Source organism: Bacillus sp. NTK034, assembly GCF_017303275.1.
Taxonomy (GTDB): Bacteria; Bacillota; Bacilli; order Bacillales; family Cytobacillaceae; genus Cytobacillus.
Map to the genome: position 1 here is coordinate 278,471 of NZ_JAFKOJ010000006.1, position 18,578 is coordinate 297,048.

The window sequence follows — 18,578 nt, forward strand, 5'->3', positions numbered from 1 at the left end:
GCCTGACATATAGGCTGGCTTAATCTTTTAGATATTCGAGCGTTTTGTTTTAAAATTTGTTTCTTTATAATAGCTGTTTTTAACAAGAACGTTAGGGCCAAGGCATCTAACCCCCGCACAATGACAGTTCAGAGAATCAGCGAGTTCCGTTCTGCTCCATTTTTGATAAATATCCTCAAGCTGATCGGTTTGGATATTACCGAGCGGCGGTGTATCGCCAAAGTCAGTCACGATGACATCACCGGTAAAAATATTTATATTCAGCCGTGATCTTCCATCAGGGTCATTCCGGACGGTTACATTATTGGATGAGTGCAATCTTCTTAGAAGCTCCAGGTCTTCTTTATTGCTGCTGCAGGCATAAAAGGGCAGAGTGCCAAACAGCATCCATGTATTCTCATCCCGGATATCCAGCAGATGATGGATGGCTGATCTCATTTCTTCAAGAGTTAAAGTTTCTAATGTTGAGGCGAAATCTGATGGGTACATCGGATGGACCTCATGGCGCTGACAGTTCATTTCTTCTGTAATCTGTTTATGAATTTTTTCCAGATAAGGCAATGTCCGTTTGTTGAGCATTGTTTCAGCAGAAACCATTACCCCCGCTTTCACGAGCTCCCTGCTGTTTTCAATCATTCTGTAAAAGAGCCGCTGACGCTGCTCTATCGTCGGCTTTCGCTCCATCATAGCAAAGCCGCCCTCGATAAAGTCCTCCTCAGTTCCCCAGTTATGAGAAATATGAAGGACATCCAAGTATGGAATGATTTCTTCATAACGGGCTAACTCCAGTGTCAGATTAGAATTAATCTGTGTTCTGACCCCTCTTTCATGCGCATAGCGAAGCAGCGGCGCAACATAATTTTTAACCGATTTTTTTGAAAGCATCGGCTCCCCGCCTGTAATGCTCAATGAGCTTAAATGAGGAATTTCATCAAGCCTCTTAAGCATCAAATCAATGGGCAGGGCATCGGGGTCCTTAGGCTGAAGTGTATAGCCGACAGCGCAGTGTTCGCAGCGCATATTACATAATACAGTTGTTGTGAATTCAATATTTGAAAGCACCAATTTTCCGTGCTGATCGATATCAGAATAAGCTTCCCATGGATCATTTTCCGGTGTGATAGGTGAAAGTTGTGTTTTCATATGTATCTCCTTTTAAATCTAAGTCCTTTGTCATTATTTAATCTTTCATATCCCTTGTCAATCGATAGTTTGGACTAAAAATGATATAAAAACGTTTAATTTCTCCTCCTGCGGGAATTAACTCAATAACAAACGCGAAACACTTTTTAACTTAAGAGGAGGATTTAACATGGAACAGAATAACACTTATAATACAGCAAACACAACAACTGCTTTGAGATCAGATTATGGACAGGACATGAATTATGACCATGATAACGGACCAAACAGCAAGCTGATGAAAGGGATTGTCATTGGCGGTATTATTGGCGGGGCTTTAGCAATGCTGGATAGTACAACAAGAACAAAAGTAAAAACAAAAGCGATGGATCTAAAGGATTCTTCTGCAAATCTTATATCCGAAGTGAAAGAAAATCCTGGAGATGTAAAGGAAAATATGATTAACCAGTTTAAGAGTGCTTCCAATACTCTTAAAGAAGCCATTAAAGATGCCCAAAGTTTGTACCAGCGTGTCAACGAAGATGTTTTCGGCAACATGGATATGGTAAAAGAAGTTTCTAACGAAGCCATGTCAACAGCAAAGGAAGCGAAAAGCGAGCTGGCTGATATCGGGTCAAAAGTAAAGGAAGCAGGTTCAGAATTAATGGAAAGCCCTGTAGAAAACGGCGGAACTTCCTCTGGCTCAAACTATCAGGCAACAAGCTCAGTGAGCAGTTCAGACACTGCTTTTCCGGTAGAGCGTGGCGAAAGTGCAGTCACTTACAGCCCTGAGACTCAAAAGAACAGCAATAACCTATAATTAATAATATAAAATTTCCTCTGCTCTTATGAGTGGAGGATTTTTTATTGGTTCTGTTTCCTAATGATGGTTGTTTTATATATACACGGAGGGGGTAACCCTTAACTATAGGTATAGGACATTTTTTGGAGGTTACATTTATGGGTTATAGACGAGGGAAATCATTATCAAAGGATATGGAAAAACAATCTTACGAAAGAGAAACAGCTGTTGGAACTGCAGGGATGGTAGTCACTCCTCATTCAGTTGCCACAGATATAGGTGAAAAAATACTGCGGGAGGGAGGCAATGCAGTAGATGCTGCAGCAGCCATCCAATTTGCTTTAAATGTAGTAGAATCAATGATGACAGGAATTGGCGGAAGCGGATTTTTAATGGTTTACGACAATAAAAAGAAAGATGTAAAAATATATGATGGCCACACAAGGGCGCCAAAAGGCGTGTATCCTGAGATGTTCCTCGATAACAATGGAAAAGTTATCGACTTTCGCAAACGTTCAACGCATGGTACAGCAGTAGGGATTCCCGGTATCTTAAAAGCTTTTGATACAGCTATTAAGGAACACGGTTCCAAGCCATTAGCCGATCTGATTCAGCCGGCAATAGATGCAGCAGAGAGCGGTGTGGAAGTGAACTGGGTGATGGAGGAAGCACTTCAGAACTTTCATTACAGGCTGGGTGAGGAAGCGAAAGCCTTTTATTTTCCGGAAGGCAAATCTTTAAAGGAAGGTGACAGACTGGTCAAGGATCATTTAGCGAAGACATTCCGGATCCTGCAAAAGGAAGGAATAGCCTCCTTTTATGAAGGAGAGATAGCTGAAGCCATCGTAGATACGTTAAAAGAGGAAGGAGGCTTTATGACGCTTGAGGACCTAAAGAATTACCGGCTTACCATTGATGAGCCGATATGGGGCGAGTATAAAGGCTATAAGATTGCTTCGTCAGCTCCTCCAAGTGCAGGCGGGGTAACCGTTATCCAAATTCTTAAAATGCTGGAGAAGTTGGATTTAAGCCAATATGACGCAAAGTCCTGGGAAAAGTATTATCTGATTACCGAAGCTATGCGTTTGGCTTTTGCGGACAAAGTTGCCTATTCAGGGGATCCGGAATTCTCTGATCTCCCTATAGAAGGACTGCTACATGATGATTATATTGCTGAAAGGGTAAAAGCCATTAATTTTAAAAGAAGAAATGATGCAATAGATTTTGGAAACCCCTGGAAATACCAGGAAGGCGAACCAAAGCAGATTATTCGCCAGCTTGATGACTTAGAGAAAAGTGAAACAACTCATTTCACGGTTGTCGACCAATGGGGCAATATTGCCGCATGTACATCAACCGTTGAGCATCCATTTGGGTCAGGGATTATGGTAAAGGGCTACGGATTTTTATTAAACAATGAGCTTACAGACTTTGATGCCAACCCTGGCGGAATTAATGAACCAAAACCGGACAAAAGGCCAGTCAGCTGTAAAAGCCCGACAATCTTATTTAAGGATGACCAGCCCGTACTAACTCTTGGTTCACCAGGCGGACCGACCATTATTGGCTCAGTTTTTCAAACAATCGTAAATATCATTGATCATAAAATGAATTTGAAGGAAGCCATTGAAGAGCCCCGGATCTTTGCCACAACTGGCCCGCTCATTGAATGGGAGCCGGGAATAAGCATGGAATCCAAAGGCGAAATGGAATCAAGCGGATTTGAATTTGGCGATAAGCCAAGCCGGATCGGGAATGTTCAGGCCATTCAGATCGACCGGGATAAAGGCCGTCTGTATGGCGCGGCTGACTCCAGCCGCGAAGGAAAGGCAGCCGGAATTACAGAGGACCAAATAAAAAGCTGATGCCGCCTGGCGTCAGCTTTTCTTTGGGTCAATATTTGATAGCGTGCTCATATTGCTGCTTGAGCTGCTCCTTTTAATGACTGACATACTTCCGTCAGTCTCGAATACAACTGCCTCAACACCTTCCATTGAGGAATACCCATTGGAACGAATAGCCTGTATAATTTCTGATTTCAAAACCCTGTTTTTATTTAAGGCTGACTCTATGAATTGTCCTTGATAATAAAGCAGTTCAGGCCTGGATTTAATGAATTCATTGAATTTGGATGAATGAAGAGAAAGCCAGGCTACTGTATACTGCATGCCAATTAATAGAACATATGCAGTCAGCCCCTCTGCAAGTGACACCTGTTTGTTAAGGAAAATAGTCGCCAGAGTAGACCCAAGGGCCACTGTTACCACTAAATCAAATGCATTCATTTTTGTTAAGGTCCGTTTTCCTGATATTCTCAGGAACAGAATCAGAAAAATATAGCTCATAGCTCCAATAGAAAGAACTCTCCATAAATCCTGCCAGCTGGAAAAAAGCATGAGTGCCTCCCTTCTATATGGTTCTTATTCCTTTTATAGGAAGGCAGTAAACGGACGATTAATGATTCTTTTATATTGCATGAAGCCAATAGAGGGTATATTAAGTAAAATACTTATTTGCTGAAATAACTAATTTCATGTAGGATGTAATCGAGACGAAAGGAGAGAACGTTTTGGGCAGTCCGATTCAAGATAAGAATTCACAGGTTACTTTTCTAAAACAGCGCTTAAATATGTTCCTGGATGTACTGGAAGCTATTGAGCCGGAAGACACCGAAATCGAAGACATCGACCGTCTTATTGCGATGATCGATGACCTCGAATCCAAATGCCGTGAATTTAATAACCGCGATTAAAACAGGAGCCTGATGGCTCTTTTTTTATGGAAATTGATTTGGAAATTTCCTCTTTCATCCTGTAAACGATTGCAACCTTTGTCTTTAAATACGCATCAGATAGGAGTATAATGGTAGACGATTAATAATTGTAATTTTCATAAAAGATATAAGCTATATAGGGAGCAAAGGGAAGGGGACTAAAGCAATGAATATCGACAAATTTCAGGAAAGCATGTATCAGCTGATTGTTGAGACATCCACTAATCTTCCGCGTGATGTGCGCCGTGCAATCAAATCAGCGAAAGAAAGAGAAAATGCTGGCACGAGAGCGGCGATGAGCTTAGATACCATTACGAATAATATTAAAATGGCTGATGATAATGTGTCGCCAATTTGCCAGGATACCGGATTGCCGACGTTCAAAATCAAGACGCCAGTCGGTGCTAACCAGCTGGTTATGAAGGAAGCGATCAAAAACGCAATCGCTCAGGCGACTAAGGACGGAAAGCTTCGCCCGAACTCTGTGGATTCCTTAACTGGCGCCAACAGCGGGGACAATCTTGGTTACGGAACACCTGTCATTAAATTTGAACAATGGGAAAAGGATTATATTGACGCCCGCCTGATTCTTAAAGGCGGCGGCTGTGAAAATAAAAATATCCAATACAGTCTTCCCTGCGAACTTGAAGGCCTTGGCAGAGCTGGACGAGACCTTGATGGAATCCGCAAATGCATCATGCACTCTGTATACCAGGCGCAGGGACAGGGATGCAGTGCCGGCTTTATCGGTGTCGGCATCGGGGGAGACCGCTCTTCTGGCTATGACCTGGCGAAAGAGCAGCTGTTCCGTTCTGTAGATGATGTGAATTCTAATGAAGACCTCCGCAAACTCGAGGATTACGTGATGGAGAATGCAAATGAGTTAGGAATCGGAACAATGGGCTTCGGCGGGGAAACCACCCTTTTAGGCTGTAAAGTCGGTGTTATGAACCGTATTCCTGCAAGCTTCTTCGTATCTGTTGCCTATAATTGCTGGGCGTTCCGCCGCCTTGGCGCAGCAATCAGCATGGAAACAGGTGAAATTAATGAATGGATGTACCAGGAAGGCGAGCATATCGATTTTGGTGCTTCTGAAGCCGAACTTGAGACAGCGGCAGCAGCAGAATCAGCAGAGCAAACAAACATCGTGACATTGCAGGCACCGATCACTGAAGAACAGATACGCAATCTTAAGGTTGGTGATGTGGTTCAAATCAACGGCATGATGTACACGGGCCGTGACGCCATTCACCACCACTTGATGGACCATGATGCACCAGTTGATCTTAATGGGCAGGTTATTTACCACTGCGGCCCGGTCATGATGAAGGATGAAGACGGCAAGTGGCATGTAAAAGCTGCTGGACCGACTACAAGTATTCGTGAGGAGCCATATCAGGGCGATATCATGAAAAAGTTTGGCATTCGCGCTGTTATCGGTAAAGGCGGAATGGGTCCGAAAACCCTGGCAGCACTCCAGGAACATGGCGGTGTTTACTTAAATGCAATCGGCGGAGCAGCACAATATTATGCTGACTGCATCAAATCGGTTGAAGGCGTAGACCTCATGGAATTCGGTATTCCGGAAGCAATGTGGCACTTGAAGGTTGAAGGCTTTACTGCAGTTGTGACAATGGATTCCCATGGAAACAGTCTTCATAGGGATGTAGATAAATCTTCACTTGAGAAATTGGCTCAATTTAAAGAGCGTGTTTTCTAATAGATGAACGGGAGAGAGGCTGTTTGGCCTCTCTTTTTTGTGCATTTTTTTGCCAATGATCCCTGCGAATGTTTTTATTACATTCACAAACACTAAGAAAAAATATTGGAGGAGCTCAGATGAAAAAATTAAGTATCTTCCTGAGTGTTTTTATTTTGTTTTTTTCCGGGACAGCTTATGCGAATTATGGCAACTCGCCGGTTCACTGGGGATTCAAAAAAGCAAAAAATGAAGTGCCTGCCGAAGCAGGAAAGCCGCTCGACTCACTGCTTGAAAGACATGGTTCCTATTATAAAGGCGATACAAGAAAAAAAGACATTTATCTAACATTTGATAATGGATATGAAAACGGCTATACAGGGCAAATTTTAGATGTTCTGAAAAAGGAAAACGTTCCTGCTGCCTTTTTTGTAACAGGACATTATTTAAAAAGCGCACCCGATCTTGTAAAGAGGATGGCAGCTGAAGGGCATATCATAGGTAATCACTCCTGGCATCATCCTGATATGACAAGAGTGAGCGATGAAAAATTTATCAAAGAGCTTGAAATGGTCCGTGCTGAAAACGAAAAGCTTACAGGTGTTAAGCATATGTCTTACTTGCGTCCGCCTCGCGGCATTTTCAGCGAACGCACTTTGGCTTTGGCTAAGAAGGAGGGCTACACTCATGTCTTCTGGTCACTGGCCTTTGTCGATTGGAACACAGACCGTCAAAAGGGCTGGCAGTATTCTTACGACAATATTATGCGCCAGATCCATCCAGGCTGTATCCTTCTTTTGCACACTGTTTCAAAGGACAATGCCGATGCTCTCCAAAAAGCCATACAGGATCTGAAAAAACGCGGATATACCTTTAAGAGCCTTGATGACCTGACATGGGAACAGGCAATTGGGGAGAGGATGCTGTACTGATTTTTCAAAGCCGGTATATCAACAAGTGACCGATAAATCGGATAGTTAACCGATAAACTTTCAAAAGTGACCGATATATTTGGAAACAGACCGATAAACAGAAAAACCTGACCGATAAAATGAAATTCTGACCGTTAACTATAGGAAATTTTTATTCTTCAAAGACCCGGGGATGCCCATTCTTCGGGTTTCTTCCTATTTTTACAGCCTATTTAGTAAAACTTCCTTAAAAAATGCTATAATCGGGGAAAATGATAAAGGACGGATTCTCTTTTGGAAAAGATTCAGGTAGAAGGACCTTATAATTTTGATCTGGTACTGGACAGGCTTTCGAATGATCCTCTTAATCAGGTGGATATAGAAAATCGGTCTGTGAAAGTGCCAATGCTGCTCAGCAATCAGCCGGTTGTGGCAGAAGTAAAAGCATTCGGAACGACTGATAATCCGGAATTTTTAATAACCGGAACGGAGGGCCCTCTTAAAGAAAAAGCAGCTGACCGCATATCGGAAATTTTTCAATGGCATCTGCCGCTTGAGAGAATTCACAAACATTTTCAAAACACGGAATTACAGCCAATTTTCGATGCTCATTATGGTACTCCGATTGTCCTCGACTTTGATCCATATAACTGTATATTAAAATGCATTATTCACCAGCAGCTTAATCTTGCTTTTGCCCACACATTAACAGAACGGTTTGTAAAAGCATTTGGATTTGAAAAGGACGGTGTGTGGTTTTATCCGCTCCCTGAAAAAGTGGCAGGTCTTAAGGTGGATGACCTCAGGGAATTGCAGTTCAGCGGACGGAAGGCTGAATATGTCATTGGCATCGCAAAAGAAACGGCTGCGGGAAAATTAAACTTTGACGAGCTTAAAAACCTTTCAGATGAAGAAATTTATGATAAACTTATCAAATTGCGCGGTGTCGGTCCCTGGACTGTTCAGAACTTCTTGATGTTCGGGCTTGGCCGGCCAAATCTTTTTCCAGCAGCAGATATAGGCATCCAGAATGCCTTAAAGAAATTATATAAATTAGAAGCGAAACCGACTCGGGAGGAAATGGAGACATTTTCGAAGAACTGGGATCCTTATTTAAGCTATGCTTCTCTTTATTTGTGGAGAAGTATCGAGTAATTTGGAGTGTGATGGAGCACCATGAAACAAGAACAAACAGCTAAATTAAAACTTAAGCAAACTTTTCCGCTGACAATCAAAAGGCTTGGCATCAATGGCGAAGGTGTCGGTTATTTTAAAAGGCAGGTCGTCTTTGTTCCGGGAGCGCTGCCCGGCGAGGAAATCACAGCTGAAGCAACAAAGGTAAATCCGAAGTTTGCTGAGGCGAAAATAAAGAAAATCCGCAAAAAGTCGGAATTTCGTGTTCAGCCGCCATGCCCGGTATATCATGAGTGCGGGGGCTGCCAGCTGCAGCATCTCCGCTATGATCAGCAGCTGAAGGAGAAACGGGATATCATCATTCAGGCTTTAGAGCGCCATACAAAGCTGAATCCTGAGAAGCTGGATATCAAAGAAACCATTGGAATGGAAGATCCGTGGAGCTACAGAAATAAAAGCCAGTTCCAGGTTGGCCAAAAAGACGGGAAGGTGCTTGCCGGATTATATGGCATGAATTCGCACCGCCTGATTAATATTGAGCACTGTGCGGTACAGCATCCGCAAACAACAAAGGCGACTGAAGCAGTGAAACGGATTCTCCAGGATTTGAGAATCCCAATCTATAATGAAAGAAGCCGAAAAGGCATCGTAAGGACAATCGTTGCCAGGGTGGGAATCCAGACAGGAGAGCTTCAGATTGTACTGATCACAACTCAAAAAGAGCTTCCAAAGAAAGAGATCATTATAGAAAAAATCAAAACCGAGCTACCTGAAGTAAAATCAATCATCCAAAATGTGAATGGTGAAAAAACCTCCCTTATTTTTGGACAGGAAACCATGAATCTGGACGGAAGCGACTTTATCCAGGAAACACTTGGAGATCTTCAGTTTGAACTATCAGCCAGGACATTTTTCCAGCTGAACCCTGAACAGACAGTGAAGCTTTATAATGAAGTCAAAAGAGCAGCGGCTTTGACCGGCAAAGAAAAAGTAGCTGACGCATACTGCGGCGTCGGAACGATTGGACTATGGGTAGCCGATCAGGCAGCCGAAATCCGCGGCATGGATATCATCAGAGAATCCATTGAGGACGCTAAGAAAAATGCTGTACGGCATGGAATTAAACATTCCCAATACGTGGTTGGCAAAGCAGAAGAATGGCTTCGGAAATGGACAAAAGAAGGATGGCGTCCGGATGTTATCATCGTCGATCCGCCAAGAACAGGGCTGGACCAGCAGCTGTTAAAAACTATTTTAAAAGTCCAGCCGAAGAAAGTGGTTTATGTCTCATGTAACCCATCTACATTGTCAAAGGATATTTCAGTCTTGAGCTCCAAATATAAAGTAAATGGCATACAGCCTGTGGACATGTTTCCCCAGACGGCGCATGTTGAGTGTGTGGCGCAGCTTATTTTAAAAGAAGGCAACTAACCCTTAAGGGAGTTGCCTTTTTGTTTGTGGAATGGAAATCCGACTAATTCATTCCCGTTTTTAATGTCTGAGGATACCAAGGCACGAACAAAAACTCGGCCCTATTTTAAGAGCAGAGTTAACAAGAAAATTAGAATATCGATTCAAACTGTTTGGAGTAGAGGCTTGAATAGGCTCCATGTTTTGCAAGCAGTGCATCGTGTGTTCCTTCTTCGACAATACCCTCCTCAGTCAAAACGATAATCCGCTGTGCGTTCCGAATTGTTGAAAGGCGGTGGGCTATGACGAGGGTTGTTCGCCCTTTTGCGAGCAATTCTAGTGAATCCTTAATGATGCTTTCGCTTTCGTTATCAAGTGCACTCGTTGCTTCATCCAAAATGAGGATTGTCGGATTCTTAAGGAATACACGGGCAATGCTTATCCGCTGTTTTTGTCCGCCCGAAAGTCTGACCCCTCGCTGACCAATTTCAGAATTGTAACCGTCTGTCAGCTTCATGATAAATTCATGTGCATTGGCGCACTGGGCCGCAGCGATAATTTCCTCATCACTTGCATGGGGATTCCCGTACCGGATATTTTCCATTACCGTTCCTGAAAACAGGTAAACATCCTGCTGAACGATACCGATGTTTTTTCTTAATGAATAAAGATCGATATCACGGATATCAATTCCGTCCAGCATTATCTTGCCGTCAGTTACATCATAAAAGCGGGGGATAAGAGAGCAGAAAGTCGTTTTTCCTGCACCCGATGGGCCAACCAAGGCAACATATTCTCCCGGTTTTATTTTAAGAGACATATTTTCCAAAACATGATCCAAATGGTCTTCATAACGGAATTGAACATGCCTGAATTCAATTTCACCAAGGACTTTCTTGAGACTCACGGCATTAGGTTTGCTTTCAATTGCGGGCTTTAGATTCATAATTTCCATAAAGCGCTGAAAGCCGGTAATTCCTTCCTGGAGTTGCGTGCTCATATGCACCATTTTTTGAATCGGTTCCAGCATAAAATTTATATACAGCAAAAAAGTAATTAAATCTGCTAAATCAAGTGTGTTTTTTACAATACTGGCACTGCCGAAAATAATAACTGCAATTGTAATCAGCTGGATAAATGTTTGTACCCCATTGTAAAAAATCGCTTCTGCTTTATAGAAGGCTATCCTGCTTTCAAGGAAGAGGTTATTTTCACGAGCGAATTTTTTAATTTCCACCTTTTCATTGGTGAACGATTTTACAACGCGGATGCCAGCCAGACTATCCTCTACCTGAGCGTTTACGTCGGCAATCCTTTCTTTGTTCTTTCTTAATGCCCTGTTTTCAATCTTATTGAGCTGAAAAATAAATAAACCCAGGAACGGCAAAAAGCAAAATACAATAATCGTCAGGGGGGCATTGATTAAGAATAAGATGACAAACGCGCCGATTAAGCGAACCAGGTATTTTAGATAATCTTCTGGTGCATGATGGTATAGCTCGGAAAGCATCAATAGGTCGTTCGTAATCCTCGACATGAGCTTGCCGATTTTTTCTTTATCGTAAAAACTGAAAGAAAGTTTTTGCATGTGCTCAAACAGTTCGCCGCGCAGGGCGCTTTCCATGCGAGCGCCTAATTCATGTCCTTTAAAGTCAACAAAGTAATTCGCAAGATTTTGGATTGCGGTTAGAACAAGCATCAGCCCGCCAATCCAAAACACTTTTTTTAATGCGATTGACAGGTTCCCTTCCAGGACATCCTTTGTAATATACCTTACGAGAAGTGGAAACAACAGAGACAAGGCGGAGACGATAAAGGCACATGCCAATACGGACAATAACAATTTCCGATAAGGCTTATAATAAGAGAAAAATTTTTTGACAGAAAAATCCATGAGTTACCCCTTTATGTGTTATTTAAATAAACACATATAAGGGAGTACACCGTTACAATTAAAGAAGTGTTTCCCCCTTATATGTCTGTACGGTTTTGTTCACGATGTTTCTCATTGAAATTCCTCCTTAATCATTGATAAGAAAAGTATAATCTAATTGTATTAAATGTGTACAGAATATTCGTAAAATTAACGCGCCTAAAACATGAGTGGAAGATAGACCCGCAATATTTCCGCTACCTGAGACCTGAAACACTGTTTGGCTCAAAATTTGAAGCGTATTTAAATCAAAAGCCGCAGGCAAAACAGCTGCGGGAGGAAGATTTTAACCTTGACTGACTAAACGCTAAAGAGCCGCTGATAAAAACTAGGAAAAAATATCTAATGTGGAACCTCTGCAGGCAGTTTGATAAAAAGTGCCCAACCATGGTATAAGTGTAAAAGAAGCAGAGACACGCTGCTTTTTAATTTTGGGATATGGGTTAGTATGGTATCCCATAATGAGAGGATTGGAATAAAAAGATGAAAGAAAATTTTTGGCGTGAGTTACCGCGGCCATTTTTTATACTGGCACCCATGGAAGAGGTGACAGATGTTGTTTTCCGCCATGTGGTGAGTGAAGCAGCAAGACCTGATGTGTTTTTTACTGAGTTTACAAACTCAGATAGTTATTGTCACCCTGAGGGAATCAATAGTGTGCGAGGGCGTTTGACTTTTACAGAGGATGAACAGCCGATTGTCGCCCATATATGGGGGGATAAGCCTGAATATTTCCGGCAAATGAGTATTGGTGTGGCGGAGATGGGCTTTAAGGGATTGGATATTAATATGGGCTGTCCTGTCCCCAATGTGGCACAGCACGGGAAGGGAAGCGGCTTGATCCGCCGTCCCGAACTGGCAGCAGAACTAATACAGGCAGCCAAAGCAGGAGGTTTGCCGGTAAGTGTAAAGACAAGGCTTGGCTTCACGGAGGTAGACGAATGGAAGGTCTGGCTGAAACACATTTTGGAGCAGGACATTGCTAACCTATCCATTCATCTGCGGACACGGGACGAAATGAGCAAAGTGCCGGCGCATTGGGAGCTGATTCCGGAGATTAAGGAACTTCGTGACCAGGTTGCACCGGATACACTTTTGACGATCAATGGAGATATTCCTGATCGTCAAAAGGGCTTGGAGCTTGCCGAGAAATACGGGATTGATGGAGTCATGATTGGGCGCGGCATATTCCATAATCCATTTGCCTTTGAAATGGAGAAGAAGGATCATACTAGTGAGGAATTGCTGGACCTCTTAAGATTGCATATGGATCTCCATGATCAATATTCACATTTAGAGCTGCGGCCGTTCACGGCTCTTCACCGCTTCTTCAAGATCTATGTCAAAGGATTCCCAGGGGCAAGTGCACTAAGAAATCATTTGATGAACACAAGGTCAACAAATGAAGTACGTGAATTGCTTAATGCTTTCGCTTTACAGAACCTTGAAAATAATAATTGAATTCTTAAGGGGGATGGGCTAGCGGTCTATCCTCCTTTTATAAAAATAAATTTTGGCTTTCTTCACAAGTTTTTTGCTTTTTGTATTATATTTACTGAGTTGATTGTAGCGGAAGGTACGGGATCCTCGAAAATGCATTCGCATTTTCTTCGTGCGGTGTTTACTCAAGGGAGCTTATTCAATGTCCAGCGGGAGTAGCGGGACAGGTGAGACCCCACAGACGCGCAGCGTCGAGGAGGCTTACCGCCCGCCCCGCGGTTCGCTGAGCAGCCTGGAGCTGAAATCAACGGACAGCATTGCTAAGCGAAAACAACAATATATAGGAAAAGAATTAAAATATTAAACTTGAGGTACGAGGATGAAAGCTTTTTTATTATGCACATTCATGGTATTTTCTTTTGCACTTATAACAGGCTGTCAATCAGCTGAAACAATGGTTCTCTTGGATGAAGAAATACGTGAAATCAAAGTTTCAAAATCAGAGGGTTTAGGCGGAATAAATGAAGAAAGTTTTATTTCTTTCAAGGACAGAAAATCGATCGCTGTATTCGAAAAAGCAATAACAACTGCTGTAAAACAGTCAGGGAAGGCCGATATCAGTAAACCTGAGTATGATATAGCAGTAGAATACAAAGGAGATCTTCCTTCTCACGGCATTCATTTATGGCTCGGTGAGGATAATGAAAAGAGCGCATTCATGTATATTACCAATGAAGATATTTACCAGACTTCACCGCAAATGACAAAGAAACTAAGAAGCCTAATCCTCTCAGACTAACTCCCTCCAAGGCTTTCCTGCCTTAATTTGGAATATTATCCCATATGGTTAACTATCCGAAAAAGGGGTATATAATCACTAAACCAAAAGGAGGTGGCCAAAAATGGAAGTAGAAGTTTTGTGTAACGTGGAAAACTGTAAGTACTGGGCTGAAGGTGATAAATGTGTAGCTGACTCTATTTATGTGATTGGCCAGAATGGCCGAGAAGCGGATGAAATAGAGGAAACAGCCTGTAAAACGTTTGAGCCAGATGCATAAGCATGAGAAAGCCTGACCGCCGGAGGATGAAAAATCCCGGCTGTCAGGTTTTTTTACATACAAAAAGATGCCCACTATGTTTTACAAGAAAGGGTATAATAAAGGAAAATGACTATAAAACCATGAAGGCAAGGAAGGAGTTATGATGACAATTAGCAATGAAATCGGATGGAATTTTGATAATAGCTATGCGCGGCTTCCGCAGACATTCTTCTCAAAAATGAAGCCTAACCCTGTACAATCCCCTGAGCTGGTAATCTTTAACGGGGAACTGGCGAAATCTCTGGGGTTAAATATGGATGCATTGACAAGTGAAACAGGCATTGAGGTCCTTTCAGGCTCTCAAGTTCCAGAAGACGCTGAACCACTTGCTCAAGCTTATGCAGGACATCAGTTTGGACATTTTAATATGCTTGGGGATGGCCGGGCAATGCTGATTGGCGAGCAGATAACACCAGAGGATAAAAGGGTCGACATTCAGCTGAAGGGCTCCGGCAGAACGCCATTTTCGCGCGGCGGAGATGGGCGGGCGGCTCTGGGCCCTATGCTCCGGGAGTACATTATCAGTGAAGCCATGCATGCACTGGGAATTCCCACGACCCGCAGTCTGGCGGTTGTAACAACAGGGGAAGCCATTATCCGGGAGACTATGCTTCCGGGTGCGATCCTGATAAGAGTTGCGGATAGCCATATACGGGTGGGGACTTTTCAATATGCGGCGAATTGGCGGCCTGTTGGGGAGCTTAGAACCCTGGCATATTACACAATTGAGCGTCATTATCCTGAAATCAAAGAAGATGACAATCCTTACCTGGCTCTCCTAAAGAAAGTGATCCAGCGTCAGGCTGCGCTCATTGCAAAATGGCAGCACATAGGCTTCATCCATGGAGTCATGAACACCGACAACATGGCAATCAGCGGAGAAACGATTGATTATGGTCCGTGCGCCTTTATGGATAAGTATGATCTGGCAACTGTCTTCAGTTCCATTGACAGGGAAGGCCGTTATGCTTATGGAAATCAGCCTTATATTGGCGGCTGGAATCTGGCGAGATTTGCGGAAACCCTTTTGCCTCTGCTGCATGAAGATGAAGAGGAAGCTGTTAAAATAGCTCAGGGCGCCATTTCAGAATACAATAAAATGTATCAGGACTATTGGCTTGCCGGCATGAGGGCAAAGCTTGGGATCTTTAATGAAGAAGCAGAAGATGAAGCCCTTTTTACCGGACTTCTAAAGATTATGCAAAAGTCTGAAGCCGATTATACGAACACATTCCGTGCCTTAACGCTGGGCGATCTTGAGAACACTGTGTTAGGTAATGATCAGGAATTTGCCGGCTGGCATGGTCAATGGCAGGAAAGGCTGACCAGGCAGAAGGAATCGAAAGAAGAAGTAAATGAATTAATGAGAACCAGCAACCCGGCCGTCATCCCGCGAAACCACCGGGTGGAAGAAGCTCTGGAAGCAGCTGTTAACAATGGAGATTACAGCGTGATGAAAAAGCTTCTTGCAGTGCTGGAGAATCCTTATGCTTATAGGGAAGATCAGGAAGAATACTGCAAACTTCCAGAGCCAACCGGCGCACCCTATCGAACATTTTGCGGAACTTAATAAATGGGCAAAGCCTGACCCATTATCGGGTCAGGCATTTTTTATTATGCAGGAATTTTCATTTTAGAAAAGAATACTATCTATGATTAAAAAAAGGAGGGAATTTCCATGTTAAATCAATTATGTGTTATTACAATCAAAGTAACGGATTTGAAAAGTGCGGTGAATTTTTACACTGAGGTTTTAGACTTCAAAGTATCGAAACATTATGGAGATAAAATTGTCAGTCTTGTACATAATGATGTGCCGGTTGTTCTGGAAGAAAGCGCAGATGAAAAAACGGGATCAAACGTATTGCCTGGAATCCTCTCAAAGAATATCGAAAGTGATTTTAGCAGAATGAGAGAAGCTGGTGTGAAAATGCTTTTTGAAAATCCTCAGCCTTGTCCTCCTGGCCGTTACTTCATTATTGAGGATCCTTCAGGAAATCAAATTGAAATAGTTGAGTTCACTAATTGATAGAAGAGTCTAATGGCAGGAGAAGTTAGTGCTTATTGTTGACATCAGGTTATCAGAGTGTTACTTTTAAGACAGAACATACATTCTGTTTGGTGGTTAACTTGAACATACAAATTAAAGAAATCATATCAAAAAGTATCTTAACACCTGCCAAAGGTGCAATAGACAACTTTACTCATTCATTGAACCCCTATGCGGGCTGTGCTTTTGGCTGTAAATATTGCTACGTAAGGGAGCTCCCTGTTTCCATTTTCCGTGAAGAGGAATGGGGTGCGTGGATTGATATAAAATCAAATGCGGCCGAGCTTTTGGAGAAAGAATTGGCTAAAGCTAAAAAAAGCGGAAAAGTTGCTTTATTTATGTCCTCTTCCACTGATCCTTACCAGCCGATTGAATATACCTCAAAACTGACCAGAAGTTTATTGGAAGTTATGCTTGAAAATCAGCCTGACTTTTTACATGTACAAACCCGTTCGCCATTGGTAAAGAGGGATATCGATTTATTCCAGCAATTCAGAGAAAGAATCAGAATTTCTATGACAATCGAGACAGACAAAGAAGAAGTCAGAAAAGCATTTGCACCAGCGGCACCTCCCATCCCGGCAAGAATGGCTGCACTAAAAGACATAAAAGATGCAGGAATTATAACTCAGGCAACACTGGCCCCGTTACTTCCATGCTCGAGGGAATTTCCTGCAAAACTTAAATCTATTGCAAACCGTGTGACGATTGACGATTTTTGGATGGGGGATGGAAGCGGAGGAAGAAGGACCGAAAGACTGGGAATCCGCAAGATTTTTGATGAGCTTGGTTTGGAGAAATGGTATAATCCGTCTGCATATAAAGTGGTTCTTAAAATGCTGGAGCAGGAATTTCAAGGTGCACCCATTCAATTAGGTGTATCCAAGACGGGGTTCAGCCCTGATGGCAAATAGCTGACTAAAGGATATATGAGGTATTATTATGGATCTATTAAGTTCACAGTACGTAAGAGGCATTAGGCTTAAAAGAGAAGATATTCCATCCTTCAATCAGTATCCCTTCAGCCTTCCCAGCTTGAAAACCATGGATGAGATGCCTTTCCACCCGAAAGTAACCTTTCTGATCGGCGAGAATGGAATGGGAAAGTCGACACTGATGGAGGCCGTAGCGGTAGCTTTAGGATTTAATGCTGAAGGGGGATCTTTCAATTTTAATTTTTCAACCTTCGATTCGCATTCTGTGCTGGGAGATTATCTCAAGGTGATAAAAGGCATAGATAGACCGTCTGATGGCTTTTTCCTAAGGGCGGAGAGTTTCTATAATGTCGCTTCCAATATTGAGGAAATGGACAGGGGAGGCAGCGCACCAAAAGTAATCGACTCCTTTGGAGGCCGTTCTTTACATGAGCAATCTCATGGAGAAGCGTTTTTCTCCACATTTCTTCACCGGTTTCGCGGCAATGGAATCTACATCCTTGACGAGCCGGAGGCAGCACTCTCTCCTTTGCGGCAAATGTCCATGCTGACAAGAATTCATGATTTAGTCAGGGAACACTCACAATTTATTATAGCCACACATTCTCCGATCATTATGGCCTATCCGGACGCAGTAATATATGAATTCAGCGAGGAAGGCATTTCAGAAAAGAAGCTGGAGGAAACGAATCATTACCGCATCATGAAACAATTCTTTGATGATAAGAAAAGAATGCTTCACCATTTGCTGGATGAATAAAAAATGGAGGCCGAATGCCTCCATTTTGTCTATGTATCTTATTCACTTTCGTGGCTGAACATCCAGTTTATACCGAATTTATCGGTTAACTGGCCGAAGCTCTTGCTCCAGAATGTTTCCTGCAGCTCCATGGTTACTTTGCCACCCTCCTGCAGATTGTTAAAATACTTTCTCAGGTCATCCAGGTCATTAATGACAACTGCGAGATTAATGTTATTTCCTACTGTAAATGGCATACCTGGAAAAGTATCTGAAAACATTACATTACTGCCGCAAATGTTAAGGCTTGAATGCATGACCAAATTCTTTGCTTCCTCTGGAAGAGGATATTCAGGATGTTGCGGTGATTCACCAAAAGTTGAAATCTCAGGCATTTCCAGTTCAAAAGCCTTTACATAAAATTCAATTGCTTCACGAGTATTTCCTTCAAAATTAAGATAGGCATTAACAGCCATTCCTTTCACTCCTTCCTAATACAATTCCATTATAGACAAAATATTCTAAAATTA

Annotated in this window: 19 protein-coding genes and 1 pseudogene; 16 read left to right on the forward strand and 4 right to left on the reverse strand. The window is 42.6% G+C overall.

Annotation, left to right across the window (positions count from 1 at the left end; genetic code table 11):
* Window positions 1–27: 27 nt before the first annotated feature.
* Complete coding sequence (gene yfkAB, locus JI665_RS18270; protein WP_211202612.1) at window positions 28–1,143, reverse strand: radical SAM/CxCxxxxC motif protein YfkAB; 1,116 nt, start codon at window positions 1,141–1,143, stop codon at window positions 28–30.
* A 169-nt stretch (window positions 1,144–1,312) separates the two neighbouring features.
* On the opposite strand from yfkAB, the gene JI665_RS18275 reads away from it, so the two are divergent.
* Together JI665_RS18275 and ggt are read left to right on the forward strand one after the other, a co-directional pair.
* Entirely contained in the window at window positions 1,313–1,942 is a 630-nt protein-coding gene (locus JI665_RS18275) for a YtxH domain-containing protein (RefSeq protein WP_206842390.1), read from the forward strand.
* A gap of 140 nt (window positions 1,943–2,082) precedes the next feature.
* Window positions 2,083–3,789: a gamma-glutamyltransferase gene (ggt, locus tag JI665_RS18280; protein WP_206842392.1), complete on the forward strand. Its 1,707-nt coding sequence runs from the start codon at window positions 2,083–2,085 to the stop codon at window positions 3,787–3,789.
* 12 nt (window positions 3,790–3,801) lie between these two features.
* On the opposite strand, the gene JI665_RS18285 is transcribed toward ggt, so the two are convergent.
* Window positions 3,802–4,320, reverse strand: coding sequence for a DUF421 domain-containing protein (locus JI665_RS18285; protein ID WP_206842394.1), 519 nt, complete (start codon window positions 4,318–4,320; stop codon window positions 3,802–3,804).
* A gap of 173 nt (window positions 4,321–4,493) precedes the next feature.
* Here JI665_RS18285 and JI665_RS18290 point away from each other — a divergent pair, with 173 nt between their 5' ends.
* The 5 genes from JI665_RS18290 to rlmD all read left to right on the forward strand — a co-directional run bounded on the left by JI665_RS18290 (window position 4,494) and on the right by rlmD (window position 9,872).
* The gene (locus tag JI665_RS18290) at window positions 4,494–4,676 is read left to right on the forward strand and encodes an SE1561 family protein (RefSeq protein WP_009335760.1); all 183 of its coding nucleotides are present in this window, start codon (window positions 4,494–4,496) and stop codon (window positions 4,674–4,676) included.
* Between the two features lie 187 nt (window positions 4,677–4,863).
* Window positions 4,864–6,417, forward strand: a complete 1,554-nt coding sequence (locus JI665_RS18295; protein WP_211202613.1) for a fumarate hydratase — start codon at window positions 4,864–4,866, stop codon at window positions 6,415–6,417.
* A 119-nt stretch (window positions 6,418–6,536) separates the two neighbouring features.
* Window positions 6,537–7,328 (forward strand): delta-lactam-biosynthetic de-N-acetylase, encoded by a 792-nt coding sequence (gene pdaA, locus JI665_RS18300; RefSeq protein ID WP_206842405.1) that lies wholly within the window; start codon window positions 6,537–6,539, stop codon window positions 7,326–7,328.
* A 273-nt stretch (window positions 7,329–7,601) separates the two neighbouring features.
* Complete coding sequence (locus JI665_RS18305; RefSeq protein WP_206842407.1) at window positions 7,602–8,462, forward strand: DNA-3-methyladenine glycosylase family protein; 861 nt, start codon at window positions 7,602–7,604, stop codon at window positions 8,460–8,462.
* A 21-nt stretch (window positions 8,463–8,483) separates the two neighbouring features.
* Window positions 8,484–9,872 carry a 23S rRNA (uracil(1939)-C(5))-methyltransferase RlmD gene (gene rlmD / locus JI665_RS18310; RefSeq protein ID WP_206842428.1) on the forward strand — a complete coding sequence of 463 codons (1,389 nt, stop codon included), beginning with the start codon at window positions 8,484–8,486 and terminating at the stop codon, window positions 9,870–9,872.
* A 130-nt stretch (window positions 9,873–10,002) separates the two neighbouring features.
* On the opposite strand, the gene JI665_RS18315 is transcribed toward rlmD, so the two are convergent.
* A complete protein-coding gene (locus tag JI665_RS18315) occupies window positions 10,003–11,745 on the reverse strand; it encodes an ABC transporter ATP-binding protein (protein ID WP_206842430.1) in 1,743 nt (580 codons plus the stop codon).
* Between the two features lie 201 nt (window positions 11,746–11,946).
* Between JI665_RS18315 and JI665_RS28450 the strand changes: the two are divergent.
* The 9 genes and pseudogenes from JI665_RS28450 to JI665_RS18360 all read left to right on the forward strand — a co-directional run.
* Window positions 11,947–12,084: pseudogene (locus JI665_RS28450) on the forward strand (conserved phage C-terminal domain-containing protein); the annotation flags it as partial.
* A gap of 183 nt (window positions 12,085–12,267) precedes the next feature.
* Window positions 12,268–13,245 (forward strand): tRNA dihydrouridine synthase, encoded by a 978-nt coding sequence (locus JI665_RS18325; protein WP_206842432.1) that lies wholly within the window; start codon window positions 12,268–12,270, stop codon window positions 13,243–13,245.
* A gap of 181 nt (window positions 13,246–13,426) precedes the next feature.
* Window positions 13,427–13,588 (forward strand): hypothetical protein, encoded by a 162-nt coding sequence (locus tag JI665_RS18330; RefSeq protein ID WP_211202614.1) that lies wholly within the window; start codon window positions 13,427–13,429, stop codon window positions 13,586–13,588.
* Window positions 13,589–13,603: 15 nt separating this feature from the next.
* Window positions 13,604–14,023: a hypothetical protein gene (locus JI665_RS18335; protein ID WP_206842435.1), complete on the forward strand. Its 420-nt coding sequence runs from the start codon at window positions 13,604–13,606 to the stop codon at window positions 14,021–14,023.
* 103 nt (window positions 14,024–14,126) lie between these two features.
* The gene (locus tag JI665_RS18340) at window positions 14,127–14,282 is read left to right on the forward strand and encodes a DUF1540 domain-containing protein (protein ID WP_064503396.1); all 156 of its coding nucleotides are present in this window, start codon (window positions 14,127–14,129) and stop codon (window positions 14,280–14,282) included.
* A gap of 145 nt (window positions 14,283–14,427) precedes the next feature.
* Window positions 14,428–15,894: a protein adenylyltransferase SelO gene (locus JI665_RS18345; RefSeq protein ID WP_206842672.1), complete on the forward strand. Its 1,467-nt coding sequence runs from the start codon at window positions 14,428–14,430 to the stop codon at window positions 15,892–15,894.
* Between the two features lie 108 nt (window positions 15,895–16,002).
* Window positions 16,003–16,353, forward strand: coding sequence for a VOC family protein (locus JI665_RS18350; RefSeq protein ID WP_206842442.1), 351 nt, complete (start codon window positions 16,003–16,005; stop codon window positions 16,351–16,353).
* Window positions 16,354–16,445: 92 nt separating this feature from the next.
* Window positions 16,446–17,288, forward strand: coding sequence for an SPL family radical SAM protein (locus JI665_RS18355; RefSeq protein ID WP_206842688.1), 843 nt, complete (start codon window positions 16,446–16,448; stop codon window positions 17,286–17,288).
* Window positions 17,289–17,316: 28 nt separating this feature from the next.
* Entirely contained in the window at window positions 17,317–18,069 is a 753-nt protein-coding gene (locus tag JI665_RS18360) for an AAA family ATPase (RefSeq protein WP_206842445.1), read from the forward strand.
* A gap of 38 nt (window positions 18,070–18,107) precedes the next feature.
* On the opposite strand, the gene JI665_RS18365 is transcribed toward JI665_RS18360, so the two are convergent.
* Window positions 18,108–18,524 (reverse strand): VOC family protein, encoded by a 417-nt coding sequence (locus JI665_RS18365; protein ID WP_206842447.1) that lies wholly within the window; start codon window positions 18,522–18,524, stop codon window positions 18,108–18,110.
* Between the last annotated feature and the right edge of the window lie 54 nt (window positions 18,525–18,578).

Coding starts and splice junctions, on each gene's coding strand:
- yfkAB (WP_211202612.1), bottom strand. CDS start 1,143: ATGAAAACACAACTTTCACCTATCACACCGGAAAATGATCCATGGGAA.
- rlmD (WP_206842428.1), top strand. CDS start 8,484: ATGAAACAAGAACAAACAGCTAAATTAAAACTTAAGCAAACTTTTCCG.
- JI665_RS18350 (WP_206842442.1), top strand. CDS start 16,003: ATGTTAAATCAATTATGTGTTATTACAATCAAAGTAACGGATTTGAAA.
- JI665_RS18325 (WP_206842432.1), top strand. CDS start 12,268: ATGAAAGAAAATTTTTGGCGTGAGTTACCGCGGCCATTTTTTATACTG.
- ggt (WP_206842392.1), top strand. CDS start 2,083: ATGGGTTATAGACGAGGGAAATCATTATCAAAGGATATGGAAAAACAA.
- JI665_RS18360 (WP_206842445.1), top strand. CDS start 17,317: ATGGATCTATTAAGTTCACAGTACGTAAGAGGCATTAGGCTTAAAAGA.
- JI665_RS18285 (WP_206842394.1), bottom strand. CDS start 4,320: ATGCTTTTTTCCAGCTGGCAGGATTTATGGAGAGTTCTTTCTATTGGA.
- JI665_RS18340 (WP_064503396.1), top strand. CDS start 14,127: ATGGAAGTAGAAGTTTTGTGTAACGTGGAAAACTGTAAGTACTGGGCT.
- JI665_RS18315 (WP_206842430.1), bottom strand. CDS start 11,745: ATGGATTTTTCTGTCAAAAAATTTTTCTCTTATTATAAGCCTTATCGG.
- JI665_RS18275 (WP_206842390.1), top strand. CDS start 1,313: ATGGAACAGAATAACACTTATAATACAGCAAACACAACAACTGCTTTG.
- JI665_RS18345 (WP_206842672.1), top strand. CDS start 14,428: ATGACAATTAGCAATGAAATCGGATGGAATTTTGATAATAGCTATGCG.
- JI665_RS18330 (WP_211202614.1), top strand. CDS start 13,427: ATGTCCAGCGGGAGTAGCGGGACAGGTGAGACCCCACAGACGCGCAGC.
- JI665_RS18365 (WP_206842447.1), bottom strand. CDS start 18,524: ATGGCTGTTAATGCCTATCTTAATTTTGAAGGAAATACTCGTGAAGCA.
- JI665_RS18295 (WP_211202613.1), top strand. CDS start 4,864: ATGAATATCGACAAATTTCAGGAAAGCATGTATCAGCTGATTGTTGAG.
- pdaA (WP_206842405.1), top strand. CDS start 6,537: ATGAAAAAATTAAGTATCTTCCTGAGTGTTTTTATTTTGTTTTTTTCC.
- JI665_RS18335 (WP_206842435.1), top strand. CDS start 13,604: ATGAAAGCTTTTTTATTATGCACATTCATGGTATTTTCTTTTGCACTT.